We start from the raw sequence: 25,407 nt of genomic DNA on the forward strand, positions 1-25,407 counted from the left end.
GTAATGCCTTTTACACCATTTCATCTCGGACCAGCTTTTTTGCTGGGAGAGATGTTCGAGAAACGGATAAATCTTATTTCCATACTTCTTGGAAGCATAATCATTGATGTGAGAGCAACATACTGTCTGTTTAGCGGTTGCAGACCTCTTCACGGACCATTTCACACCTTTCTAAACGCAACAGTGATTGCATTGTTGTTATCCATTTTCTTGTTTTCACAGAAAGAATGGTTACAGAAAATTACAGATAAGCTGAGGATAGAGCAGACATATTCTTTTATTTCTATAGCCACAGGGACACTAATCGGAACCTTTAGCCATGTGCTGCTTGACTCTTTTCTTTACATGGATATCAAGCCTTTATGGCCTCTTGAGACAAACCCTTTTTCCGGAATGGCCTTATCAGGAACAATATATCTACTTTGTATACTTTCCTTCATACCTGCATTGGGGATTTACTTTCACAGGTACCTGAAAAGAGATTGGTGCTCGCCAGACTCTGAAAATAAGATGGAAGCAGAATTTTCCTGAGTCTTATTTCATATTTCCACATTCCTCATGCCTGAAGCAGTCCACCACATGGTCGTTGACCATCCCCATGGCCTGCATGTAGGCATAGACTATGGTCGGACCTACGAAGCTGAATCCCCGCTTTTTCATATCCTTGCTTATCTTTTCGGACAGGTCGGTCCTTGCAGGTATCTCTGACATGGATTTCCATGAGTTCTGTATGGGTTTACCTTCCGGCAGAAATTTCATGAGATAATTATCGAATGAACCAAACTCCTTCCTTACTTCGATGAAGGCTTTTGCATTATTAACCGCTGAAAGTACTTTTCTCCGATTCCTGATAATTCCTGAATCCTGCAGGAGTTCCTCGATCTTTGATTCATCGTAGGCAGCAACCTTATTGTAGTCAAAATCATCAAAGGCCTTTCTGTAGTTCTCCCTTCTTTTGAGAATGGTGTCCCAGCTAAGCCCTGCCTGCGCTCCTTCAAGTATCAGGAACTCGAACAGTTTCCTGTCATCATGCTCAGGCACTCCCCATTCGCTATCGTGGTACTCCCTTTCATTTTCATTCATTTCGGCCCATTCACAACGTATTTTCATGTTTTCAAAAGAGGAATAAAATGTTTTATATTTTCTGATTCCAAACCTCAACACAGGAAACAGAAACAAAAAACAAGCATTCACCATGAAAGAGAATTACTTCGGCATCCATGTGGAAGAGTATGATAAGTGGTATGAAAAACACCATGCTGTTTACGAATCAGAACTTCAGGCCATTAGAGAGCTGCTTCTGGATATCATACCCGGAAGAAGCCTTGAAATAGGAGTCGGTACGGCAAGATTCGCATCCGTTCTTGGAATCAGTTACGGAATAGATCCCTCGCAAAAAATGCTTGAGATTGCAGTAAAACGTGGCATCAGACCTATCCGGGGGATTGCGGAAGAACTGCCCCTGAAAAGTTCGTCAACTGAACTCATATTGATGGCCACAGCCCTTTGTTTTACCGATAAAGAACGCACACTCAGAGAGATACATCGGGTACTTGCACCAAGGAACGAGCTCATAATTGCATTTATCGAACGTAACAGCCCCCTGGGACAGGAATATGAAAAAAGAGCAGCAAAGAGTAGTTTTTTCAAAGCTGCCAGCTTCTTATCAGCGAAGGAACTCACAGACAGTTTGGAGAATCATGGTTTTGGTGGATTTATTTTCAGGCAGACCCTTTTCAAGCCTTTAAATGAGATAAAAATAGCCGAAAAGCCGATTGAAGGGTTTGACAGCGGTTCCTTTGTCGTTGTAAAGGCAACAAATATAAAAGACTGGTAGCCAATCTTTTCTTTAATCAACGTGGGGCAATAGGATGAGAGGAATCGGTAAAGAGTTCATGGAAAAAACGAAGTTCCAGTATGCTGAAAGATCAGACCAGGCATTGGGTTATCCTCAGCCTCCTCTGCAATCGGGGTCAGAGGATGAGGGGAAGGTTTTCGATCTTCCCGAACCAGAGAGTATAAAGGTCGACAGTATAGACATCAGAGAAGCCATAGAGAACAGGACAAGTACACGCAGTTACAGAATGGAAGCAATTTCCCCTGAAGAACTATCCTACCTGCTCTGGTGCACCCAGGGTGTCAAGCAGGTCAAAAGTTCGGTGACATTCAGGACGGTACCCTCTGCTGGCGCCAGGCATGCACTTGAGACCTATGTGCTGGTAAACAATGTGGAAGGACTGGAAAAGGGTCTTTATCATTTCCTTCCCATCGAGCACAAGCTTGTCCGGATACAGACCGGGGAGCATATCGCCGAAGATATCAAAACCGCCTGTCTTGACCAGCCTTTTGTACTGAACAGCGCGGTCACGTTCATCTGGACGGCGGTACCTTACAGGATGCAATGGCGATACGGTGAAAGAGGATACAGGTATCTTCATCTGGATGCAGGTCACGTCTGTCAGAACCTCTACCTAGCTGCACAGTCCGTTAGTTGCGGAGTCTGTGCCATCGCAGCTTTTCTTGACGATAATATTAATATTTTACTGCAAATCGACGGTGAAAAGGAATTCACGATCTACATTGCGACTGTTGGGAAGATTACCTGATTACTAAAGCTCTGAAAAATCTAAAAATTGGAATCAGAAGAATAATCCTGCAGGTTCAGGGTAGCATCTCAAGTCCGAGATGATCCTTTATTATCGTATAGGCCATAGCCGGTGGTAAGGCTCCTACCTCTGTGATGATCAGATCGATATACTCTGCGGGAGTGACATCGAACGCAGGATTTCTGACCTTTACATTGGGAAGTTCTTCCAGTATCTCAGGGTCGATCACTTCCTCACTTCCACGATCCTCGATCTCCACCATTTCACCAAGCAGGGTCCTCGGACTGAACTTATAGGTCTCCGCAGCCACGATCAGATTCCTGCGGGCTTCCTGTGCGGCCATGGCAAGCTGGGAGGTCCCGATCTTGTTTATGAGTGCACCGTTAACCGAGATCGAATCCGCACCCACCACCACAAGGTCCACTTCCTTCATGGTCAGCCTGACAGCCGAGTCCACGATAAGGGTCGTGGGAATGCCATAGTCGTTCAGCTCCCTGATCGTGATAAAGCCCTGCCTCCTGGGGCGGGATTCTGTGGCGATTACCGATATATTCTTACCCTGGTCAAAGGCGGTCTTGATGATCGAGATGGCTGCATGGGAATTGCAATGGGTCATGATGACATCACCGTCATGGATTCTCTCGGCACCTATCCTGCCGATCTTTCCAAGTGCTTCCTCAGCATTCTTTATGAACTCATCTGAATTACTGACTATCTCATCGATTGCATCATAGACATTAGTTGAACTGTGTCTTTTGGTCAGAGCAACGGCATTTGGGAGGGAAACTGCTGTCGGACGGGTGTCAACCAGTGTTTTTGCAGCCTCATCGATATTCCTGTTGAACTCCTCGATGTTCAGTGATCGAAGCGTTTTCGCATAATCCCTGAGTGCAGCTGAAGCTGCAACGGCTATCCTTCCCGCACCACGGATCTCCATTGTCCGTATCTTGTCAGCTATAATCTGTAGATCGTCCATGACTATAACTTGGACTTAAAGAATTTATATCTGGCCTGTGATTCCAAAGCTTGGTCTCAGAAAAGTCAATTCATTCTTTCACTTATACCTGTAGTGATATTATACATCAGATCATAGTAACCCGGCAGGTTACCGTATATCTCATCCGCAACTTCTTCACGATAGGTATGGGTGGTCATATTCCTGTCATCGGTCATTTGCAAGGCTTTGACAGTTTCCTCTTCAGTAACTAAATCCACTTTGAAAGCCTCCCTGAAACATGATTTTGGCGAGTTGCAGACTATTCCTTCCCTGTCCTTGAGATACTGTCTGATAAGTTTCCAAGTTACTTCGAATGTATATTCAAACCTCTGGATCGATGCATCTCTGACTATAAGAGAAAAGGGTTCATCTAGCACTTCTTCCAGAGTTGCCAGAGCCCTTCTTGCATCACCTAATATCATCTCCAGTTTTTCCATACTATCCCTTCTTCCATTACTTTCTCTCTAAAAGCATCGGAAACATTTGAAATATCGACCACATCCACTGAGTAGGGAATATTCAGATCATCTATTTTTTCCCGAAGCAAGGTCAACTTTTTTCTATTATAGGGTCGTCGAGGCAAAATACCAACATCAATATCGGAGGTGTGACTGAAATCACCCCTTGCTCTGGAACCAAAAAGTATCACATAAACATCTTCATCGGAAAACGTTTCAATCACAGTTTCTTTTAACTGCCTAAGTGAGTTTTCAAATATCGAAGAATTTTCAGGCATAAACACTTTCCTCTGTAGCTCTTCAAAAGTAATTATAGCTTTATGGATACAAATAATAATTACTCGTTTACAAAGTTTAAATCGTTAACCCTTTTTCCATCTAAAAGATAATTTTAACCAATACGGGTATAAAGTTGCGATATTAAACTTGAATCAGGGAAGACTAAATGCCTGAAAGAAGAAATGCTAATGAGTTCTATTTTCTTGTAAAGCTATTTCGATATTATCTTTTAGTTCATCAAGGTTATTCTGAATAATACCCCATAAAATATCCATATCAATCCCAAAGTATTCATGTATAAGAATATTCCGCAGTCCTACTATTTTCTTCCATTGAACACTAGGATATTTTTCTCTGATATCAGAAGGAATATTACCTGCTGCTTCACCTACGATCTCAAGATTACGGACAACAGCATCTATTCTCATTTCATCCTTAGAGAATTCTTCAAAAGATAAGTTGGCAGAATATCTTTTGATTTTGTTGATGGCAATTAGCATATCTTCAAAAAAAACAAGATAATCTCTAGGCATAAACAGCTTCCTTCAAGATGTAATCTTTGAGCCGTGGTTTAATGGATGTCTCAAGCACAAGATCCACGTCTCTTTTAAACAGATCTTCCAGATAGAATTTCAGTTCCATGTAATTGTCAAACGTCTTCTGCCCTTCCCTGAACTCAACCAGGACATCTATATCACTATCTATGCGTCCTTCGCCTCTTGCAAATGAACCAAAAAGACCTATTCTTTTAACACCGAAACTCTCGATTATATGATCCTCGTTTTCCCTTAAAAGTCTAAGGACATCCATAATAATTACTCGTTTACAAAGTTTAAATCGTTAACCCTTTTTTCCATCTAAAGTATAATCTTAACCAATACCGGTATAAAGTTAAAATAATAAACTTGAATCGGGAAGAACTATGCCTGAAAGAAGAAGCTCAACAGACGATGTTCTCATGCGCTGGATGAGGATGGAGGTCAGCAAGATCAACGATGGCATAGTCACCGAGCGTAAAAGTCTTGCTCAGCTCCTTATACAGGAAAGACCCGTCGCAAGGACAAAATCTGGTGATGAACACCTTTTCGACAAAGAGACGCTGCTTTTTTTAAAGAATAACCTGCCCCGTGAACTGCACACCAGACTTCGGCTACCCATCCTTTTCTTCTACAGTATGAACGTGCCCGATAGCTGTTATCTCAATGATGAGAGTGCGTTCCATGCACTGCAGGAGCTGGGCGATTTCAGTAAAATGCGCCGTATGCAAAAAGGTAAACTATGGATTGGCAGATCAATTGCATATTCGATCATGAAAAAGTATCCCACCGCCGTGCAGATTGCTATGGCATGAATATCCGGCAGAGAACTGGAATCAATAATAGCAAATATATGACACCACATTATAGATAATATCCATATCATCCTACAGGTAATACCATGAGCACGATACGATCCATCAATCCGGCAACAGGTACAGTAATCGGCGAAGTCGATATGCACTCTGACGAGCAGGTGAACCAGATCCTAAAAAAATCTGCTGAGGCCTTTGAAGAGTGGAAAAGGACTGATGTTTCAGAGCGTAACAAGTTACTTCACAAGGTCGCGGACCTGCTGCGTGAGAACAAAGAGCAGTACGGGAAGCTTATTAGCGCCGAAATGGGAAAAGTGATCAAGCAGTCCATTCCCGAGGTCAGCAAATGTGCTGAGATGTTCGATTATTTTGCGGACAATGCGGAGAGTTTTATTGAACCCGAAACCGCCGGGGAAAGTTCCTGCGGCCTTATGGTGCATTACGAACCCATGGGGACAGTGCTTGCCATCAAGCCCTGGAACTTCCCGTTCTGGCAGGTGCTCAGTGCAGCGGCACATGTGCTTGCAGGCGGAAATGTGATGCTTCTCAAGCATTCCAGCTATGTGCCCATGTGTGCACTTGAAATTGAAAATATATTCAAAGAAGCCGGATTTCCTGAAGGGGTTTTCCAGACACTGATGATAGACGGGAAGACGGCATCCTCACTTATAACCAAAGACGAGGTTAAAGCCGTGTCCTTTACCGGTGGGTTTGATGCCGGGCAGAAGGTTGCTGAAATCGCTGCCCGTAACATGAAGAAGTTCGTGCTGGAACTTGGTGGCAGTGATCCTTTCATCGTCCTTGATGATGCGAATGTGGAAATGGCTGCAAAGGTCGGTGTCCCGAGCCGCTTTATCAATACGGGACAGACATGCATAGCTGCAAAGCGCTTCATCGTGGTGGAAGACGTGGCCGATGAGTTCACGGAAAGATTCGTGGAGCATACACTCGATCTGAATATCGGTGACCCCATGGATCCTGATACGGACATCGGTCCCATGGTCAGGGATGACCAGATACTGATACTGGAAGACCAGGTCAATGATGCCATATCAAAGGGTGCAGAGGCACTTGTTCCCGGAGGAAGAATGGCAGGCACGGGTTACATGTATTCACCCACTGTCCTCACTAATGTGACCCGGGACATGAAGGTCATGCATGAGGAAACTTTCGGACCTGTGGCACCGATCATCATTGCAAAGGATGAAAAAGAAGCTATTGAGATGGCAAATGATTCCGAGTTCGGGCTGGGTGCAAGCGTGTGGAGTCAGGACAGGAACCGGGCCATGAGAGTGGCTTCAGAGCTTGAAACAGGAATGGTTGGTATCAATTCCTTCTGTACACCCCAGGCCTGCCTGCCTTTTGGAGGAGTGAAGAAAAGCGGAATGGGCCGGGAGCTCTCAAGTCATGGCTTCTATGAGTTCATGAATATAAAGTCTTTAAAGATGATGTGATAGCTTTAAGCATATCCGGAAGGGATACTGGAAAGTCACCTGATGCTCTTCAGGATATTTTTTCACCGCAATCATAACAACATCTCCTGTGGACACAAATAGTGCCTCCACATCTGTCACATGTCCACCTTATCTTTTCATTTTGCATAAATTCCACAATACCGGACTTCCTTATATTCTCAAGATTCTCGATCATACTCATGTGGTATTTTGTCCTGTATCTTTTGTCCAGGTGTTTCAGCCTGTCACAGGGAAAATCCCCGCACGTAAAACAAAAATAAGCATCATCTTTATGAAAAACACCACAGTTCTTTATCCTGCACTCACGGCGGGTGACCGATTTATTGTCATCGGGTCCCCTGCAGCCCGGACATCTGTTCCTGTCCCGCAGATATGCAACACAAATGCCGCAATTCATTCCACACGGAGCTATCAGCAAAGCCTCATTTCCGGATTCCATAAAAATAGTCCTTATCGGTCACTCATGCTAGTGTCAAAGCGGAACTATTTAACATTTGTCTTCTTGAGCTGGTAAGAGAAAAGAGGACAAAATAGAGTTCATACCTGCAACCAGTTTTATATGTAATCAAACACAAGTAAAAATTGGGGGAGTAGTCGGAGCCAATTGCATGAGGTTATTTCCTCCAGCATGCATTTTATCGGGGAATATTGATTATGGAAAGTATAAAATCTGTCAATCCTGCAACAGGAGAGATGATCGGTGATTTTGAACTGGATACGAGATACATAGTTGAAAACAAGATCAAGCTATCCGGGAAAGACTTCAGGGACTGGAAAGGAACAATGCCTGTTGACAGGTCCATGTACCTTGAAAACATAGCAGGACTGCTCAGGGAAAGAAAGCAGGAACTGGCAGAAATGATCACGAGGGAGATGGGCAAACCCATAAAACAGTCCCGGGACGAGATTGAAAAGTGTGCCTGGTTGAGTGAATATTTTGCTCAGAATGTGGAGACATTCCTTGCAGCTGAGTTTGTAGATACAGATGCCGAAACATCCGGTTTCCTGTATGAACCTATGGGTACTATCCTCAACATAATGCCCTGGAATTTCCCTTTCTGGCAGGCAATGAGAGCCGCAATTCCCGCAATTGCAGCCGGGAACGTTATCCTGCTCAAACATTCCAGTGACGTACCCATGTGTTCACTGGAAATTGAGAAAATATTCTGTGCAGCCGGACTGCCTTCCGGAGTTTTCCAGAGCATGCTCATCAGAGGCAAGGAGGCCTCAGAACTGATTGCCAGGGATGAGATCAGTGGAGTATCCTTCACCGGAAGTACTGATGCAGGACAGAAGGTGGCAGCTCAGGCAGGGAATCACATGAAGAAGTACGTGCTGGAGCTAGGGGGAAGTGATCCCTTTATCGTCCTGGAGGATGCGGATATCCAAAGAACTGCAGAGGAAGCTGTCAGTGCAAGGTTCCAGAATTCGGGTCAGAGCTGTATAGCTTCCAAGCGTTTTATTATAGCCGAAAATATAGCCGAGGATTTTACAGATATATTCCTGAGCAAAATCGATAACCTGAAGATCGGTGACCCCATGGATGAGAGTACAGATCTCGGGCCACTTGTGAATTCAAAGCAGGTTGAAAAACTGCAGAGACAGGTCGATGAAACACTTGCAATGGGTGCCGACATCCTCCTTGAAGGCGGACCCATGGAAGGAGACGGTTTCTATTATAAGCCAGTTGTACTCAATAATATTACAGGAAGTGCTCCTGTCCTTAAAGAGGAGACATTCGGACCTGTGGCACCTATAATCACTTTCAAAGATGAGAGCGAAGCACTGGAGCTGGCCAACAGTACAAGGTTTGGTCTTGGTGCCAGTGTCTGGACCGAGGACAGAGACAGGGCTATGACACTTATCAGGGATATTCAGGCAGGTGTAGTTGCCATAAACAATAAAGTAGCATCCGACCCGCGTCTTCCATTTGGCGGCTACAGGAGCAGCGGCCTTGGCAGAGAGCTCTACAGGGTTGGAATGCAGGAATTCATGCAGATAAAATCATTGAAGGTGTATTGAAAAATGAAAGGTAGTGACCTTTTCGTAAAATGTCTTGAGAATGAAGGTGTGGAATATATTTTCGGAGTGCCAGGTGAGGAAACCATAGACCTGACTGATTCACTCTCAAGGTCAAAGATCAGATTCATTGTCGCCAGGCATGAGCAGAGTGCAGCTTTCATGGCAGATGTTTACGGAAGGATCACCCACAAACCAGGAGTGTGTCTTGCAACGCTGGGACCCGGTGCTACAAATCTTATTACCGGAGTAGCGGATGCACACCTTGACAAGGCACCCCTGGTAGCAATCACCGGCCAGTCCGCACTTGAAAAGACACACAAGGAGTCACACCAGTATATTGACATAGTGACAATGTTCAAACAGGTCACAAGCTGGAACTCCAGGGTCAACAGATCTGATTTTATTCCCGAGATTATCAGAAAGGCTTTCGATATATCCGTCGACAGGCCAGGAGCAGTTCACATCGAACTACCCGAGGATGTTGCAAAGGAAGAAAGCCCTAAGAAGCCGCTTTTCAAAAAGAATCCGCCTCATATGGTCATGCATGATGAACGGGATCTGAAGAAGGCTGCAGGGATGATCAAAGAAAGCTCAATGCCTGTGATACTGGCAGGTAATGGTGTTTTCCGTGGAGATGCTGCCAATGAGTTGAGACGTTTTGTTAGATCCTATGGTCTGCCCGTAGTTACAACATTCATGGGAAAGGGAGCGGTTCCTGCTGATGACGAACACTACCTCGGTTCGATGGGTATCAAGGACCGGGACCACATAATGTGCGGTCTTGAGATGGCTGATTTGGTGATAACAGTGGGATACGACTATGTTGAGTACAGTCCCAGGTCCTGGAATCCTGATGGTTCAAAAAAGATCATTCACATCCATTCCGACCATCCTGAAACCGATGAGAGTTATATACCCGATCTGATGCTGCCTGGAGACATAAAACAGACTCTGTTCAAACTTGAACAGCAGTGCGATTTCAAAAGAGAGATATCGGAAAGGTTCAAAACTGTACGCTCAAGGATGAGAGCAGAGCTTGAGGATTATAAAGACGATCTGTCCTTCCCGGTAAAGCCCCAGAAGATAATCTATGATATAAGGGAATGTCTTTCAAGGAACGATATACTGGTAAGTGATGTGGGAGCCCATAAGCTATGGGTGGGAAGGCTTTTCCCGGCCTATGAGCCAAATACGGTCTTCATCTCAAATGGCCTTGCATCCATGGGATTTGGACTTCCTGCAGCCATAACAGCCAGCTTTCTCATGCCTGAGCGTAAAGTAGTGGCAGTTGCAGGTGATGGCGGATTCCTTATGAACCTGCAGGATCTTGAGACCGCCGTAAGACTCGGGTGTAATTTTGTGGTTGTCATTTTCAACGACTCAAAATACGGTCTCATCGAATGGCATGAAAAGAAACAGTTTGAGCAGAGCATAGGCACCAGCTTTACAAATCCTGATTTTGTGAAACTTGCTGAGAGCTTCGGGGCAAAGGGTATGAAGATCGAAAGTGCCGAAGAACTGCAGCCCAGGCTCAGAGAAGCATTGGATTCAGGTGGTGTCTGGATACTGGATGTTGAAGTTGATTACTCTGAGAATATAAAGCTGACCGAGAAGCTGAAGAATAATTTCTGCGAGATATAAAACGGACAGACCCAGGATCCATATTTAGTATTAGCCGGAATTGTTTAATTGCTATAAAAAGAGCAAGGATCTTATTCTATCGAGCAGGTCCCTGTTTTACATCCACAGGATTCTTTACTGCCTTCACTCCTTTCAAGATACTGCTGATGTTCATCTTCTGCCTGATAGAATACGGTCGCAGGGACTATTTCAGTAAGTACCTCTTTGTCCCGACCGATTGATTCCTGAAGTTCATCGAAGGATTTGATGGCTTCCTGTCTTTGTTCCTCATTATGGTAAAATATTGCTGACCTGTAATGACTGCCCGCGTACTCAGGTGAGCTTTCAAGTACGGAATCATCATTTATATCCCAGATATCTCTGAGCAGTTCCTTCCTTGTCAGTGTAGGGTCATGCATTTTCCAGAACGCTGCAAGCAATTCACCAAAACTTACTACAGCAGGATCAAAAGTGACCTCCACAGCCTCTACATGGCCTGTCTTACCGCTTAGGACCTCGATATGATCGGGATTCTCCTTCGAACCACCTGTATATCCGACCCGCGTTCCTGTAACACCTTTTATCTTCCTGAAAGTATCTTCAGCCCCCCAGAAGCAGCCTCCTGCAAACGTAGCTTTTTCCATTGTGTACCCTTTTGGTCGATTTTCTTAAAGATCCCTAAATTAATTTAAATCATTCATATATTGTGCTTGGGACTTAAAAACCTATACGACTGTTCATTGATTCTTCATACAACCTAGTTGAAAGGAAAGTGACAACCCGATACCTTGAAGGATAAAAGGGATTGTAAGCGTTTTTAAATATCTGTGACATATAGCAGACCCGAACAAAGGATGAGCCTCAAAACCGACCTGCATGGAAAAATTCCTGAAAAGGAGCTGGAAAAGCTCCCAAACCGTTTTGACATTATCGGAGATATTGCCATAGTAGTGATTCCCGAAGAGCTGGGAAAATACAAACCAGAGATTGCCTCTGCAATAATGCAGCGCATGGGCAATATCCGGACAGTGCTCAACAAGACCTCAAAGCTTGAAAGTGACCACAGAGTTGCCGATTTTGAGATACTGGCAGGTGAGAGCACCGGGACCACTCACAGGGAATTCGGATTTGTATACAGGATAGACGTTAAAAGATCCTTTTTTAACCCGAGACTGGGATTTGAGAGAAAAAGGATAGCATCTCAGGTGAAACCGAATGAGAGCGTGCTCATTCCTTTTTCAGGTGTCGGCCCCTTTGTAATCCCTGCAGCAGCCACAGGAGCCGATGTAGTTGCAGTGGAAATGAACCCCTTCGCGTGCCTGTCACTCAAAGAGAATTGCAAGCTGAACAAATTGGAAGAAAAAATCCATATCATTAACGCCGATGCATCTCACATACCGAAAATGATAAAATCTGAATTTGACAGAGCCATCATACCCACACCCTATGGCATGGACCATTTTCTGGAGAAAATTTCATCCATGGTCAGACCAAGAGGCGATGTTCACTTCTATACCTTCAAACCCAGAGAAGATATTCCCGGACTTATCACAAGATATGAGAATATGGGTTTTGATGTAAAATTCCATCGCAGATGCGGTAATGTAGCACCCGGAATCAGCAGATGGGTATTTGATCTTAAAAAGCGGCTCCAAACGTAAAAATAAGAAAAAGAGCAGTTAGCAGCTCCTTTTATTTGTGCTTCTAACTGTCTGTGGTATCAGATGCTTATTTTTCTGAACAGGTAGGCACCAAAGACCACCATGAAAACCGTAAATCCCGTAAGCACCACAAAGCTGAGTAGCGGATTCACCTGGGAGCTTCCAAGCAAGCCGTACCTGATACCTTCGACACCGTAAGTCAGCGGGTCAAGCAGCGTAAGGGATCTCAGCCATGATGGCAGACTGTCAATGGGAAACAGCGCCCCTGAGAGTCCGAAGATGGGGAACACGACAAAGTTGATTATAAGCTGGAAACCATGCATATCCTCCATCCTCGATGCAATGGCAATACCAAAGGCTGTAAAAGATAGCCCTATGAGCACCATGAATACTATTGCGATCAGAAATCCGGGGATGCTGGTGATATTGAGTCCTATCAGAAGTGACAGAACAAGGATTATAAGACCCTGGATCACTGAGGCTGTAGCTCCGCCTATAGTCTGTCCCAGCATTATCTCAAGTCTTGATACCGGAGCCACGAGGGTCTCTTTCAGGAAACCGAATTGCTTATCCCATATTATCTGAATTCCCGAGAATACCGAAGTGAACAACACACTCATGGATATGATTCCAGGAATGATGAATCCGGTATAGCCATGTTCCATACCCGGAAGCGTGACAACAGAATTAAGTCCGAACCCCAGCACAAGCAAAAAGAAAAGAGGCATACCCAGACTTCCGACGATCCTGCTTCTGGAGCGCAGATAACGCTTTACGTTCCTCAGCCATATGGTATAGACAATATCCATATTATTACCTCCTCACCCTTTGCATCATTCGCATGCGGTCTTTGGTGTTGGCTTCCTCTTCCCGTATCGTCCTGCCGGTATAATGCAGGAAAACATCCTCAAGAGTGGGTTTGTGGATAGAGATATCATCAATGCTTATCCCCTTTTCAGAAGAGAGATTCACGATCTCTGCAACATGCTGTCCCGCATTCTGAAGACTTATAGTGAGCGAGCTGTCATGAAGGTCCAGATGCTTGACCCATGTCTGATCTTTGATTATTTCATAGAGATCATCCCTTTGCGGAGAATGGATTGTTATTACATCTCCCCCTATGGAATCCTTGAGCTTTTCCGGAGTGTCACTTGCGATGATCTTACCCCGGTCAATTATTGCCACCCTGTTGCAGAGCTTGTCCGCTTCGTCCATATAATGAGTGGTGAGAATTAGCGTAATCCCTTTTTCCCCGTTGAGCTTCTCGATATAATCCCAGAGGTGATTCCTTGTCTGTGGGTCAAGACCCAGAGTGGGTTCATCCAGGAAAAGTACATCCGGCTCGTGAAGTAATCCTCTTGCTATCTCAAGACGCCTTCGCATCCCACCGGAATAGGTTTTTACGAGATTGTCCTTTTTATCTTCTAGCTCAACCAGTTTCAGAAGTTCTGCTATCTTTTTCTGCCTCTCTTCTTTTGGCACACGATAGAGCCTTCCGTGAAAATCCATGTTCTCATAGGCTGTCAGCTCTTCATCGAGACTCTGGTCCTGAAACACTATCCCTATGGACTTTCTTACATCATCCTCATTTTTCAGGATATCGAAACCATTAACATAAGCCTTTCCGGATGTCGGTTTAAGTGTGGTTGAAAGCATAGACATAGTTGTGGTCTTTCCTGCACCGTTGGGGCCAAGCAAACCAAAGATCTCACCCTTGCCTATGCTGAAGGAAATACTGTCAACAGCAACGAATCCGTCGAATTCCTTTGTGAGGTTCTCAACCTCTATTGCAAACATTTGATTAATCCCCGATACCTTCGAATAACATATCTATTTTTGCGGATATGTCCCCGGAGAAGGAAAAATCGTTATCGGATCTCAGCCATACGATAAGCGTGTGGAGATAGATGACATTCAGCATCTCAGCTGCTTTTTTCAGATCGGTGCTACTCCTGATCTCTCCGTTCCCCACACCCTCCTCAAGCAAACCATAAAGAATCCTGTTGAACCGGTTATGCATGCTTTTTTCATCATCCGGTTTTAATCCGGAGTGCACCACATACCTTTTGTATTCCAGTATGAAGAGTTTTGAGAGTTCTTTGTCCTTCTCATAGCTTTCCGCCAGACGGACCAGAAAACTCTTTATCTTTTCCCTGCTTGGAGCGTTCTTTGACCTTTCAGCTTCAAGCAGATCATTGACCAGTTCGTGTTTCTGTTCTCTGAAATAAAGAAGCAAGGATTCCTTGGTAGGGAAATAGTTGAAGAATGTGCCTTTTGCTATTCCCACTTCCTTTGTTATAGCATCTATGGTGGTGTTTTCAAAACCTTTTTCCTTGAACAGCCTTCCCGATACCTCGAAGATCCTGTTCTTGGTCTCGAGTTTCTTTTTCTCACGCAGGGACATATCTGATCCTTAATATTAACTTTAAAGGCCATTAGCAATAAATATGACCGCGGTCATAAATGACCAGGGTCATATTTAAGTTTTGTGCAGGTTTCACATACTGTAAAGTACTGCAAAAAAATCAGTAGATATAACCGCCAACCGGCTCGCTAATAAAACTTATGCAAAAATAAAAGAGTAAGGAATGGAAAAGCTACCCTTTATCACATCGATTCAGGGGCAGCTATTCCAAGTGTGTCAAGTGCATTTGCAAGTACTATCCTTGCACAGTCCACAAGTGCAAGCCTGACAGATCTGACCTCCTCATCCTCTGCACTTATTACAGGCACGAATCTGTAGAACTGGTTGAAAGAATCGGCAAGATCCCTTGCATAGATGGCAACCGAGTGAGGTTTGAGTTCCCTTGCGGATGTTTCTATGACACTATCAAAGGCTGCCATTTTCTTTATCAGGTCAACTTCCGTATCCTCGATCAGCAGTGACGGATCAATTGGTCTTGCAGGATCCCAGAGACCATCCTCCTGAGCCTTTTTGAGAATACTACAGGCACGTGCATGTGAGTACTGGATAAAGGGCCCGCCTTGCTTCTCAAAATCAAGGGCTTCCTTCCAGTCGAATACCGTTGACTTTTCAGGGGATACTTTCACGATATCATACCTGACAGCACCGATACCCACATTCCTTGCAACTTGCCTTTTAAACTCATCCGGCATCTCAGGACGGCGTTTCTCAACTTCCACATAGGCCTGGTCCTCTATCTTATCAAGCAGGTCGTCCGCCGGGATGAACTTACCTCTGCGGGTGCTCATGGAACCTTCAGGCAGGGAAACGAACTCGAATATCACGATCTCCGGTTCTTTCTTGCCTATTGCGTTCAGGGTTGCCTTGAGCTGTCCTGATATGAGTTTGTGGTCTGCTCCCAGGACATCGATCATCCTGTCGGCTCTCTCACCTTTCCATTCATGGTAGGCAAGATCACGCGTCGTGTAAAGTGATGTGCCGTCGGATCGCTGGATAACAAGTGTCTTTTCAAAACCGTAATCAGAGAGATCCACAACAAGGGCTCCGTCATCAACTTCCGTTCTTCCGGTGGCCTTGACCTCCTCAACTATCCGGTTGACAGCACCCGAGCGGATAAAACCGGATTCATGCGGGAAACTGTCGTGTTCCACGTTCATGCGCAGCAGGGTTTCCCTGATACCTTCAACCGCCAGGGCAACTGCCTCATCGAAACTCTTGATCGTGGCCTCGTCACCCTTTTCTACAAGCTGCATACGGCTGTCGATCTCTGAAACCTTTTCAGGATTATCATTGAGCTCTGCATTGGCCTTAATGTAAACATCAGCAATCGCATGATCGGGCTTTCTTGACTTATCAAAATCGAACTGTGTAAGCGCCCAGGAGACGATAGCTATCTGGCGTCCCATATCATTGACATAGTACTGGGTTTCAACATCATAGCCCGCACGCATGAGTATACGTTTGAGGGTATCACCAATAATGGAATTGCGGATATGTCCTACATGCAGGGGACCGTTCGGATTTGCGGATGTGTGCTCCAGCAGTATCCTTCCCTCACAGAAACCTCCCCCGAAGCCGTCCTCCTCTTTCCTTATCCTGAAAACGGTTTCATCGATATAGCTTCTGTTTGCGTTTATGTTGATGTACGGACCCACTGTGGTGATCTCACCGATAAGTGAATCATCCGGCAGGAATATTGCTTCAGCTATTCTTTCCGCAAGCTCTTTGGGATTCTGTTTTGCCTGCGCTGCAAGACGGAATGCAAGCTTTGAAGCAATGTCTGCATGCTGGGACGCTTCCAGCCCAAGGTCATCCGTCTGAAAGCCCAGTGATGCAATTGCATCTTCCAGGGCCGAACTTACCTGTTTTTTAAATTCAAGGAACAAGATAACACCTCAAAATCCTATCAGACACCAGTATTGAACCTCAGTACAGCAACAATTCCACCAAAAGCGTTGAGCAACTGGGAACCCTCGTCAAAGTCCGTGGATATGAATTCCACCTCAGTTCCCATCTGGTCCGCAAGTTCTGACAGCTCATCCACCACGTCAACCCTTTCGACTATCTCAAGGTTGGTGCCACATTCAGGACACTGCTCCGAGAAGTCAGGTTCTTCGCCGGGTCTGAAATTCCTGCTTATCTTATTTTCATAATCGCCATTGGAACACTGGAAAGTCAGGCGCTCGGCTCTGAGATCCTCGGATATGAGCAATATCTCAACAGCTCCGATACTCAGGTTCTGTCTTACCTGTGCTTCACCATAGGCAGCTTTACCGGAATCAGACACAAGTTCTTCCATGAAACGCTGCATCAGTTTTTTCTCGACCATGAGATCGATATCGGCGAGCCTGTCACTGGCAGCGTTCACAAGCTCTGAGAGCCCTGATTCATCAGTATAGGCAGTATCGAAAAGCCCCAGGATCTTTCTCTGCAGCTCGTGGTGCAGGAATTCTCCTGATTCGAACTCTTCCTTTGTAGGCGAGGGACCGCCTATGAGAACACCTTCAAAGTCCTTATGATCCACTGTCAGGAATACGTCACTTGCAGCATCACCAATACGTTTGTAGAAATCATGGATGGCGATAAGCCTTAGCTGCTGGAACCTGTGAGCACTCTGACCACCCTTCCTCTGTTTGCCGGGTACTGCGGATGTGAGATGCCTGTATGATTCTATATGTTTTCCCACCAGCAGACCCACCGTGGCCTCTCTCCTGTCGAGTACAAGCAGACCGAATGTCTTAACGTCCCTCAGCATTTCCTCAAGCGGTTCAAGGAAGAACGAGGAATCACAGTGATACCTATAGGTAACAATGGGCTGAGGAGGTTCTATTATGGTGGTTTCCATGTTTGTTTTATTTGCCCCTATGTCAACCGCACCGGTGAAGAACACAATACCGTTCTCGGGTACTTCCTCAACGTACCTCAGTCTCGAAAGCAGGGAATCAAGCGCACCCTGTACATTATCTTTTGTGACCTTGGATTTGATGTTCGAGGCCTGGCCGTGCTCTGTCTTGAGCTGAGAGGTAACATCGGATAGTTGCTTTGTAGTAGGGATATAAAGTGATATCAGTTCGGTACCGCGACCCTTCTTTGAGCGCAGTTCCTCCAGATGTTTCTTAAATTCATATTTAGAATGAGCAGATTGTTCTGACATATTGAAAATACTCCGAATTGAAGTGAACTATGATTATTTCATATCTTCGATTGTGGTGCATATGTACATCTAACATATAAATATAGATTGTGACACGGACCCGGACAGACCCGCATCCTGCCCGTCAAATAAGGTGTGAGACCGAGCCGTCCTTTGAGAGAAGGACCACCCTGCTTATCTCCACATCATCGGCAACCTGGTATCCCAGATACTCTGCAACCTCAGCCGAGAATTCAAGTACCTCTTCATGGGATGGCATTGCTTCACGCGGAAGCCTCTTTCTGGAGAAACCCAGGTGCATGTAAGCTTTAACCTCTATATAATCCGGATCTGCCTTGCTTATAAGTTCAGCATAAGCCTCAGGGTTGAACATATTGACACCCTTGATCAGGGTTATACGTATGACGGTCCTTGTATCCTTGTTCCGAAGAATATCGAGTGACTCGTTTATCCTTTCCCAGAGACCGGGAGAATTCGGGACACAGACCTTTTCGTAGGTCTGCCTGTCAGGTGCGTCAAGACTCATGTAAAGCTGGGAAGGGTTGATCTTTTCCATCATCGCAGGTACGGTGCCGTTGCTTACAACAAAGGTTGTAAGGCCCTTACTTTTGAATTCCTCAATTAGTTCTGGAAGATGAGGAAAGAGTGTGGGTTCTCCTGACAGGGATATTGCCACGTGTCCGGGCTCATTGCCCTCCATCCAGAGCTCCCTTGGAGCAGAGCCGCCAAAACCGGAAATTAACTTCCGCTGAGAATCGATACATGACCCCACTATTTCCACTGGAGAGTCCCAGCCATCGGGCATAGGGACGTCGATCTCAGTAGGTCTCCAGCAATGCAGACACTTCTGATTACACATAAGCGTCGGCGTCATCTGGAGACAGCGGTGTGACTGAATGCCGTAAAAATGAGATTTGTAGCACTCGCCCTCGCCTTTGATAGCCCTGCCAAGCCAGAGGCAGGTCTTCACAGCAGAATGCTTGCCTGCAAGACTATATCCCTGCTTTTTCAGGAGGGATTTAAAGTCCGTAATTTCCCGTACCTTTTGTCTTCTTCTGGACATCTGGCTGTAGTTAAATTTTCAGTGTATATAAAGTATGGGTCGAACAAAATGTGTCCTGGAAATTTAATTTCACAAGATATGTGTCATTCTTCTAACCGGAAAAATGTCCTGAAAATCTCGATGGAATCCAGAAAGTCCTGTTTACCCATAAGCTCCCTGGTAGAATGCATTGCCAGCATCGGAACACCCACATCCACCACATGAACAGGCAGGTATTTGCTGAGCAAGGGACCCAGGGTCTTTCCTCCAGGTTCATCGGAATGGTTCACGAATTTCTGGTATTCAACACCGGCCCTGTCACACAATTGCTGAAAAGCCGCAATGGTCTCAACTTCCGAGGCATATGAACGATTTCCGCTGATCTTGATCGCCACACCTTTGTTCATTACAGGCTTGCTGGTGATATCGCTTTTTTCACTGTAATTGGGATGGAAGCCATGGGCACCATCAGCCGATATTACAAAGATGTCCATTGACTTAGGGGTGGATACCTGTTCAGCTCCCTTTATGCCCGCATGCACTCTTTCCAGAACAGTGCTCAGCATCATGGAGTCAGCACCCTGTCTGGTCATGGAACCTATCTCCTCATTATCCATGAAAGCCACCATGTTGATCCCGTCCTTATGTTCCGATCCTGTAAGAGCCTTCATAGCAGCATAAACCATGGACAGATCATCTATTCTCGGACAGGAAACAAATTCTTCTTTTGAGCCCACCAGGATGCCCTCTTCGCGACAATAGACATTCAGGTCCATGTCCAGGATATCTTCAGGACTGACGCCGGCTTCCTTTGCAACCAGATTCAGCAGATAATCATCCTTGATCTCCTCTTCCATCAACAGGGTCATGAGAGGCTGCATTTCTTTCTGAACCTTGATCTCCATACCTTTATTGATATCACGATTCATATGGATTGCAAGATTTGGGATGGTAAGTATCGGTCTTTGGAAATCCAGGTGGATCAATTTAGGCCTGAGCACCTCATCGGACTTCACTGCTATCCTTCCGGCTATGGACAGAGGACGATCGAACCATGCACTCAGAATAGGACCGCCATATTTCTCCACATTCAGCGTCAGCATCCCTTCACGGTCAACCTCGGGATCGGGTTTTATTCTGAATCCGGGATTATCCGTATGCGCAGCGATCATCTTTACTCCTTTTTGGAGATATTGATCGCTCCCTACAGTAAAGCCCACAAGCATGGAAGGATAGGGGGATAGATAGTATTTCCCTGAAGCTTTTAACTTCCATGGCTTATCCATATTCAATTCTGTGAAACCTTCAGCATCAAAACGCTCTTTTATGGCATCCACTGTCTGAACCGGTGCTGTCGCTTTTTTAATAAATTCAAAAAAATCACTTATATATTCCATATAAACCACATGATGACAGAATCTTTTCTTTTGTCTTTGTCACCATAGTAGATAATAGATCCTAGGTATACTTATTGCTGCAAGATTAAGTGAAAAAAAGAAAAAGATTCTCCGGGAGAGAAGGGATTCATTATAAGATTCAAGCCCGGAGAAGTGAATGGATCCTATAGTTGTTTCAATACTTGTGGCTCTTTGCCATCTCGACCATTGCCTGCAGGTTCTCGGTGGGTGTCTTGCTGACAATACCACATCCAGGTGCCAGCAGACCTACTCCTGCATCCAGGACCTTCTGTGATTCTTCCTTTACGACCTCAGGAGTCTGGTTCCAGAGGACATTCACAGGATCGAGGTTACCGACGATCACTGCCTTGTCCACATTTCCAACAGCTGTTGCAACATCCACATTCTGGTCAACACTTATGGCATCCACACCTGATGATTCCATGAGTGCAAGTCCCTTGGTGGTGTCACCACAGATGTGCAATACTACAGGTACGTTGGCCTCGTGCATTGCATCAACTATCTTTGCGTGGTATGGTACAACGAACTTCTCATAGAACTCTGCACCAATAAGCTGGGCACTTGCTGTAGGATCGATGATCACCATTGTGTCAGCACCGTTCTCAACCATCTTCTTTGCATATGCAACACAGAAGTCTGTTGTGAATTCCATAAGTGCAAGACCGAAAGCCTCGTCTGTGAATATGGCCATGAACCAGTCGTCACCATTGAGATGCTGTGCAAGGGAGAAAGGACCGATCATACTGCCCATGACAGGAAGTTCATCACCGTACTTGTCTGCAAGGATCCTGATAGCATCACAGACAACACCGATCCTTCCGTGGTCAAGATTGTAGCCCTTGAATTTCTCGATATCTTCTGTGTTACTTATCACATGACCGATAACAGAGGGTTGCTGCTCCATCGTACCGGGTTTGATCTCACAGCCGAAGAACTCGGCCTCTGCGGTGATGTCAAAGGGTACACGTACAGCCTCAAAACCTACTACGGTGTGACCCGCTTCTGCGAGTGCTGCCATCTTCTCAGCATCCTCGTTGGCCTCGGGCCAGAAAGCTCCTGAAGCTTCCATCTGGTCAACGGTACCTGTCTGTGTAACTGATATTGCAGGCATCCTGTCAACAGGTTGCCCTGTAAGTGCACGTGCTAATCTTTCTTTAGGGGTGTATTCTGCCATAATTTTAAGCTCCTGATATGTATAGTAAGGGGAAATCTCGATTACTAAAATATATATTTTTCTATAGCCCTCTGATTAAGTTTAAATATAAAGTGCATGAGAAATTTAGCCGCAAATGTTAAGTAAGAGAATAATTGCACAATAATATGCTAATCCATATAAGAAGTAATCACCAACAAATAAGCCCTATGATAGCTTTTTTCTTAAAGAGATCAGATTAAACAGTATAAATAAAACTTAATTATATGCAATAATAACCAGAATTCAATCAATCAGAATATGATTTGAAAATCAGTAAAGACAATAGAAAAATATAAGTAGCAGATCACGTGCCCGTTTTAGAAGCATCATAAAAGAACAATGATAAAAGTCCTTCCATAAAAAAATATCAGGATAAGACAATCATATTAAATAAAAATGCTTTTTATCGAGATATATGTATTTTACGAGGCTCAATAATCAGCATGCACAAAAGTCCGTATTCAAAAAAGAGTTTCAGAACTAAATTTCTATAAACTGGCAAGGCAGATATACTTGAACATCATAGGAAATTATATATATGTAAGCGAAAGCAACATTATATCGGGAGAAAGCATAGACAGATTTTTGCAGACGGGTATAAAATTGCTTTGACCTTCAGGTGTAACAATGCAAAATATGTACAAGTATCTAAAAAGTGCAATAGAAGGTGAAACAAAAACCGAAAAACAACATGATCTTGATGTATTTAAGAAATCAGAGGAACTTGCTGTAAAATACGACATCGAGTATGATAATAAATCCTTTGTACCCACTGATCTTGAGATGGCTGATGCAACCTTTGAAGCGGGCATAGAACTACTTCATACAGTGGGAGTCTACTGCAGGAGTACAGAAAGGATCATTCATATAGATGAAGAAGATATCCTGAAATCACTGAATGTTATTAATCCACTTGAGATTGGCAGACTTAAGGAAAAAGTAGCTATACCTCATCGGTATCCACTTGTGTCAATCCCGCCGGTGATAATAGGCGGACCAATGGGTGGAAGCGTTTCCGAGGAGAACTTCATTTTTATCAATTTAAGCTCGGTAATGGAAAATGTAGTCCAGGGAATCTACAGTGGTGCAATGAAGCAGTTCTGTGGGGAGTACATCAAACCGAAAAGTCCACTTGAGATGTTAGCAGTTCTGAAGGCAGCAAGACAGGAAAGGCTTGCCACAAAAATTGGAGGGCGCGAAGGGCTGGCACTTATGGGCCCAAGTACGCCGACGCTGCCGACATCATACCTGCTCGTATCGTCGGAGGAACTGTACTCGTGTAACGATCCGCAGGAAGTCTACATGGACGATCTAAAAGTTGATTATGAGACCCTTTCCAAGTGTATCTACCACCAGGAACACGGAAACCACTACCTTTCAGGACAGGTACCTGTTTTCGGAGGACCGTGTATCGGCTCACCTGAAGGCCTTGCCATCATCGATGTGGCAGAGACCCTGCAGTCAAAGGTGCTGGCACACTCAAGCATACACGCCTCAGGGGCGGTGCATGTAGATTCCGGTTCATCCTCCGCAAAGGAGATAATGTGGGCTTCCAATCTCTCATCCCTTGCGATCTCCCGTAACATGAACTATTATACTGCAAGATATTACTGGAACACAGCAGGAATTTGCACCGAGATGATGTTCTACGAGACCGCAGCACAGGCAATCGGAGATACGGTCTGCGGAAGGGACATCCTGCTGGGACCCGTGGGATCCCGTGGAGGAGTTGCTGATCACTCGTCAGGCCTGGAATCAAGATTCATGGGAGAGATGGCACAGATGGCAACCCACCTCTCACTGGAGGAGGCAAACAGGCTCGTGGCAAAGATCTATTCAAAATACAGGGACAAACTCACAAATCCACCCAAGGGTAAGCCCTTTGACAAGTGCTACAGGATAAAATCAGAATACGATCTCGAGCCAACCGATGAATATAACTCCCTCTACAGGAAGGTTTCATATGAGATATTGGGGGATTTCCCGGGGGAGCCGGTGTGAAGATTAAAAGTAGATGCATGCATTCTTTCAGGACTTTGATTTTATTTTAAGTTCTTATTTTCCTCATTTTCCACAATGCTCATTTATTTATTCATCTCATACTTTTTTAAAAGTAACTAATATCGGAATTTTGTTTATTTGGTTTCTGCTGCATTGTTTTGATCACAGTAAATTCAGAACAAAGTAGATTCCGGTGAATTAAAATTACTAAACTCAAAACAAGTTTAAAAATAAAAAAAGAAAGGTTAGCCAGCGGTGATTAGTCGCTGGCTTGCTGGGAAGTGATAAACTATGTTATCACAGGGAATTTCTGATCTCAGAATGAAAGTCCGAGCTCTTCGAGCTTCTTGCGTGCACCGTCGTAGACCTTGACGTATTCATCGGTTGGTGTTACGGTAGCAATATCGTAACATTCCTGGAAGGTCTTACCCTCTGGCGCATTTGCATAGTTGCCTTCGTAAGAACTGACAAGAGCGTCAAGGATCTTGTTGACATCTGCGATGTCCATTCCTGCGGTTGCTCTTGCGACCTCACCCATCATTCTTGCTTCCATACCTGTGGTCTTGTCCTGGACAACACCCTTTGCAGCTGCCACACCGGAGAGTATCTCACGGCCTGAAGCTGTGTCGGTCATGGACTGTGCGGATGCTTCGAGCAGGCACATCTCGGTACATGGACCTGCACATGGGTAATACTGGTTACCTGAGAGCATGTCAGTGAACTCTGAGATGGTTGCACATGTCCATCCTGCGATCATGAGGGTCTCACGGGTGTTGGTGGATCCCCAGCGGATGTGGACCGGACCATCAAGGTGCCAGCTTGCATTGCTCATTACAAATGCATTGATGTGGGTTGCGATATCAACGATAGCAGTCTCTTCTACGCCACCGGCATAGCCACCAAAGATAGGCATCTGCTCATCCATGATGATGTCACTGTTACCCTGATAGTGGGCCATTACTGAAATTGCGTCAAGGTCGATCTTAAGCTCGTTGAGCTGGGAGACCTCGTGGCTGTCGCTGCTGATCTGGCCACCGGCACAGTCAGAAGCGATATTTCCCTGAGCGGACAGGGAAGTCTCTGGTCCCTATATGCCCATGCCAGGCCTTCCGGCCATTGATGCTGCGGTCTTGATCAGCCTTGTTTCGGTCTTGGCTGCAAGTACCTCGTACGGACTCTTTGGAATTGGTGGCTTGCCACGGACTGTCATCATGACACCGTTGACAATGGTATCGACTTCCTTCTCAAGTGCATAGCTCATGTGAACAGGCATGAACATGTCCTCGGAGATCGGGGAACCGGTAGGACCACCCTGTACGATAGGCTTTTTCTTGTCGCCTACGCTTCTCTTCCTGACGTTTACGGCATCCCTGCCGGTTCCGAGAACGAATTCCTTCTGGACGTTGTTTATAGCGTCCCAGATCTCATCTTCAGTGTATTTTACCACACGGCTTGTGTCGGTACAGAAAATACCGCACTCGAGCAGCATCTCAAAACCTGCCTTGAACAGGTTTTCCATCATGTCCTTGTCGGTTGGAACGAACTCGTTCTTGAAGTCAAGGTTGTACTTCTGCTTGAGTTCCATTGCTTTCATCGGAATGGTCATAAGGTCCCAGTCATCCTGGGTCATCTTCTGGCCTTTCTTTGCACGGTCAAAGAACTCAAAGCAATCAAGTGATCTTGAAAATGTCATTACAAAGCCT

25 protein-coding genes and 1 pseudogene are annotated in these 25,407 nt (G+C 45.1%); 9 read left to right on the forward strand and 17 right to left on the reverse strand.

Annotated features, from left to right (window positions below):
- Positions 1 to 3: 3 nt before the first annotated feature.
- The gene (locus tag HWN40_RS00730) at positions 4 to 531 is read left to right on the forward strand and encodes a metal-dependent hydrolase (RefSeq protein WP_176963964.1); all 528 of its coding nucleotides are present in this window, start codon (positions 4 to 6) and stop codon (positions 529 to 531) included.
- Between the two features lie 3 nt (positions 532 to 534).
- On the opposite strand, the gene HWN40_RS00735 is transcribed toward HWN40_RS00730, so the two are convergent.
- On the reverse strand, positions 535 to 1,110 hold the full coding sequence (locus HWN40_RS00735; RefSeq protein ID WP_176963965.1) for a DNA-3-methyladenine glycosylase I: 576 nt from the start codon (positions 1,108 to 1,110) through the stop codon (positions 535 to 537).
- An 85-nt stretch (positions 1,111 to 1,195) separates the two neighbouring features.
- Here HWN40_RS00735 and HWN40_RS00740 point away from each other — a divergent pair, with 85 nt between their 5' ends.
- Together HWN40_RS00740 and HWN40_RS00745 are read left to right on the forward strand one after the other, a co-directional pair.
- Positions 1,196 to 1,837 carry a class I SAM-dependent methyltransferase gene (locus tag HWN40_RS00740; protein WP_176963966.1) on the forward strand — a complete coding sequence of 214 codons (642 nt, stop codon included), beginning with the start codon at positions 1,196 to 1,198 and terminating at the stop codon, positions 1,835 to 1,837.
- A 34-nt stretch (positions 1,838 to 1,871) separates the two neighbouring features.
- On the forward strand, positions 1,872 to 2,606 hold the full coding sequence (locus HWN40_RS00745) for a SagB/ThcOx family dehydrogenase (RefSeq protein WP_176963967.1): 735 nt from the start codon (positions 1,872 to 1,874) through the stop codon (positions 2,604 to 2,606).
- A gap of 55 nt (positions 2,607 to 2,661) precedes the next feature.
- Here HWN40_RS00745 and HWN40_RS00750 read toward each other — a convergent pair whose 3' ends face one another.
- The 5 genes from HWN40_RS00750 to HWN40_RS00770 form a co-directional block, all read right to left on the reverse strand.
- Positions 2,662 to 3,582, reverse strand: a complete 921-nt coding sequence (locus HWN40_RS00750; protein WP_176963968.1) for a ribose 1,5-bisphosphate isomerase — start codon at positions 3,580 to 3,582, stop codon at positions 2,662 to 2,664.
- 65 nt (positions 3,583 to 3,647) lie between these two features.
- A complete protein-coding gene (locus tag HWN40_RS00755; protein ID WP_176963969.1) occupies positions 3,648 to 4,040 on the reverse strand; it encodes an HI0074 family nucleotidyltransferase substrate-binding subunit in 393 nt (130 codons plus the stop codon).
- Complete coding sequence (locus HWN40_RS00760; RefSeq protein ID WP_176963970.1) at positions 4,022 to 4,339, reverse strand: nucleotidyltransferase family protein; 318 nt, start codon at positions 4,337 to 4,339, stop codon at positions 4,022 to 4,024. Before HWN40_RS00760 ends, HWN40_RS00755 begins: the two co-directional genes overlap by 19 nt.
- Positions 4,340 to 4,525: 186 nt before the next feature.
- Entirely contained in the window at positions 4,526 to 4,873 is a 348-nt protein-coding gene (locus tag HWN40_RS00765; protein ID WP_176963971.1) for a HepT-like ribonuclease domain-containing protein, read from the reverse strand.
- Positions 4,866 to 5,150, reverse strand: a complete 285-nt coding sequence (locus HWN40_RS00770) for a nucleotidyltransferase family protein (RefSeq protein ID WP_176963972.1) — start codon at positions 5,148 to 5,150, stop codon at positions 4,866 to 4,868. The genes HWN40_RS00765 and HWN40_RS00770 overlap by 8 nt, the downstream gene beginning before the upstream one ends.
- 112 nt (positions 5,151 to 5,262) lie before the next feature.
- Between HWN40_RS00770 and HWN40_RS00775 the strand changes: the two genes are divergently transcribed.
- Together HWN40_RS00775 and HWN40_RS00780 are read left to right on the forward strand one after the other, a co-directional pair.
- Positions 5,263 to 5,691 carry a DUF61 family protein gene (locus tag HWN40_RS00775; protein WP_176963973.1) on the forward strand — a complete coding sequence of 143 codons (429 nt, stop codon included), beginning with the start codon at positions 5,263 to 5,265 and terminating at the stop codon, positions 5,689 to 5,691.
- A gap of 86 nt (positions 5,692 to 5,777) precedes the next feature.
- Positions 5,778 to 7,145 carry an NAD-dependent succinate-semialdehyde dehydrogenase gene (locus HWN40_RS00780; RefSeq protein WP_176963974.1) on the forward strand — a complete coding sequence of 456 codons (1,368 nt, stop codon included), beginning with the start codon at positions 5,778 to 5,780 and terminating at the stop codon, positions 7,143 to 7,145.
- Between the two features lie 49 nt (positions 7,146 to 7,194).
- On the opposite strand, the gene HWN40_RS00785 is transcribed toward HWN40_RS00780, so the two are convergent.
- Positions 7,195 to 7,605 carry a DUF3795 domain-containing protein gene (locus HWN40_RS00785; protein WP_176963975.1) on the reverse strand — a complete coding sequence of 137 codons (411 nt, stop codon included), beginning with the start codon at positions 7,603 to 7,605 and terminating at the stop codon, positions 7,195 to 7,197.
- Positions 7,606 to 7,820: 215 nt separating this feature from the next.
- On the opposite strand from HWN40_RS00785, the gene HWN40_RS00790 reads away from it, so the two are divergent.
- Positions 7,821 to 9,188, forward strand: coding sequence for an NAD-dependent succinate-semialdehyde dehydrogenase (locus tag HWN40_RS00790; protein WP_176963976.1), 1,368 nt, complete (start codon positions 7,821 to 7,823; stop codon positions 9,186 to 9,188).
- Between the two features lie 3 nt (positions 9,189 to 9,191).
- The gene (locus tag HWN40_RS00795; protein WP_176963977.1) at positions 9,192 to 10,829 is read left to right on the forward strand and encodes an acetolactate synthase large subunit; all 1,638 of its coding nucleotides are present in this window, start codon (positions 9,192 to 9,194) and stop codon (positions 10,827 to 10,829) included.
- Between the two features lie 71 nt (positions 10,830 to 10,900).
- On the opposite strand, the gene HWN40_RS00800 is transcribed toward HWN40_RS00795, so the two are convergent.
- The gene (locus tag HWN40_RS00800) at positions 10,901 to 11,452 is read right to left on the reverse strand and encodes a peptide-methionine (S)-S-oxide reductase MsrA (protein WP_176963978.1); all 552 of its coding nucleotides are present in this window, start codon (positions 11,450 to 11,452) and stop codon (positions 10,901 to 10,903) included.
- A gap of 183 nt (positions 11,453 to 11,635) precedes the next feature.
- Between HWN40_RS00800 and HWN40_RS00805 the strand changes: the two genes are divergently transcribed.
- The gene (locus HWN40_RS00805; protein ID WP_246275944.1) at positions 11,636 to 12,469 is read left to right on the forward strand and encodes a class I SAM-dependent methyltransferase; all 834 of its coding nucleotides are present in this window, start codon (positions 11,636 to 11,638) and stop codon (positions 12,467 to 12,469) included.
- 59 nt (positions 12,470 to 12,528) lie between these two features.
- Here the strand turns inward: HWN40_RS00805 and HWN40_RS00810 are convergent, their stop codons facing one another.
- The 8 genes from HWN40_RS00810 to mtbA all read right to left on the reverse strand — a co-directional run bounded on the left by HWN40_RS00810 (position 12,529) and on the right by mtbA (position 21,682).
- Positions 12,529 to 13,278, reverse strand: a complete 750-nt coding sequence (locus HWN40_RS00810) for an ABC transporter permease (RefSeq protein ID WP_176963979.1) — start codon at positions 13,276 to 13,278, stop codon at positions 12,529 to 12,531.
- A gap of 4 nt (positions 13,279 to 13,282) precedes the next feature.
- Positions 13,283 to 14,266, reverse strand: coding sequence for an ATP-binding cassette domain-containing protein (locus HWN40_RS00815; RefSeq protein ID WP_176963980.1), 984 nt, complete (start codon positions 14,264 to 14,266; stop codon positions 13,283 to 13,285).
- Between the two features lie 4 nt (positions 14,267 to 14,270).
- Positions 14,271 to 14,873, reverse strand: coding sequence for a TetR/AcrR family transcriptional regulator (locus tag HWN40_RS00820; RefSeq protein ID WP_176963981.1), 603 nt, complete (start codon positions 14,871 to 14,873; stop codon positions 14,271 to 14,273).
- 203 nt (positions 14,874 to 15,076) lie between these two features.
- Positions 15,077 to 16,780, reverse strand: coding sequence for an arginine--tRNA ligase (gene argS, locus HWN40_RS00825; RefSeq protein ID WP_176963982.1), 1,704 nt, complete (start codon positions 16,778 to 16,780; stop codon positions 15,077 to 15,079).
- A gap of 20 nt (positions 16,781 to 16,800) precedes the next feature.
- Positions 16,801 to 18,048 (reverse strand): peptide chain release factor aRF-1, encoded by a 1,248-nt coding sequence (gene prf1, locus HWN40_RS00830; RefSeq protein WP_176963983.1) that lies wholly within the window; start codon positions 18,046 to 18,048, stop codon positions 16,801 to 16,803.
- Between the two features lie 124 nt (positions 18,049 to 18,172).
- On the reverse strand, positions 18,173 to 19,111 hold the full coding sequence (twy1, locus tag HWN40_RS00835) for a 4-demethylwyosine synthase TYW1 (protein ID WP_176963984.1): 939 nt from the start codon (positions 19,109 to 19,111) through the stop codon (positions 18,173 to 18,175).
- A gap of 83 nt (positions 19,112 to 19,194) precedes the next feature.
- Entirely contained in the window at positions 19,195 to 20,487 is a 1,293-nt protein-coding gene (locus tag HWN40_RS00840; protein ID WP_176963985.1) for a M18 family aminopeptidase, read from the reverse strand.
- Positions 20,488 to 20,662: 175 nt separating this feature from the next.
- On the reverse strand, positions 20,663 to 21,682 hold the full coding sequence (gene mtbA / locus HWN40_RS00845; RefSeq protein WP_176963986.1) for a methylcobamide:CoM methyltransferase MtbA: 1,020 nt from the start codon (positions 21,680 to 21,682) through the stop codon (positions 20,663 to 20,665).
- Positions 21,683 to 22,330: 648 nt separating this feature from the next.
- Here mtbA and HWN40_RS00850 point away from each other — a divergent pair.
- The gene (locus HWN40_RS00850; protein WP_176963987.1) at positions 22,331 to 23,704 is read left to right on the forward strand and encodes a monomethylamine:corrinoid methyltransferase; all 1,374 of its coding nucleotides are present in this window, start codon (positions 22,331 to 22,333) and stop codon (positions 23,702 to 23,704) included.
- 316 nt (positions 23,705 to 24,020) lie between these two features.
- Here the strand turns inward: HWN40_RS00850 and HWN40_RS00855 are convergent.
- Positions 24,021 to 25,397 (reverse strand): annotated as a pseudogene (locus HWN40_RS00855) (monomethylamine:corrinoid methyltransferase).
- Positions 25,398 to 25,407 lie beyond the last annotated feature (10 nt).

The sequence above is a fragment of the Methanolobus zinderi genome, assembly GCF_013388255.1.
GTDB lineage: Archaea > Halobacteriota > Methanosarcinia > Methanosarcinales > Methanosarcinaceae > Methanolobus > Methanolobus zinderi.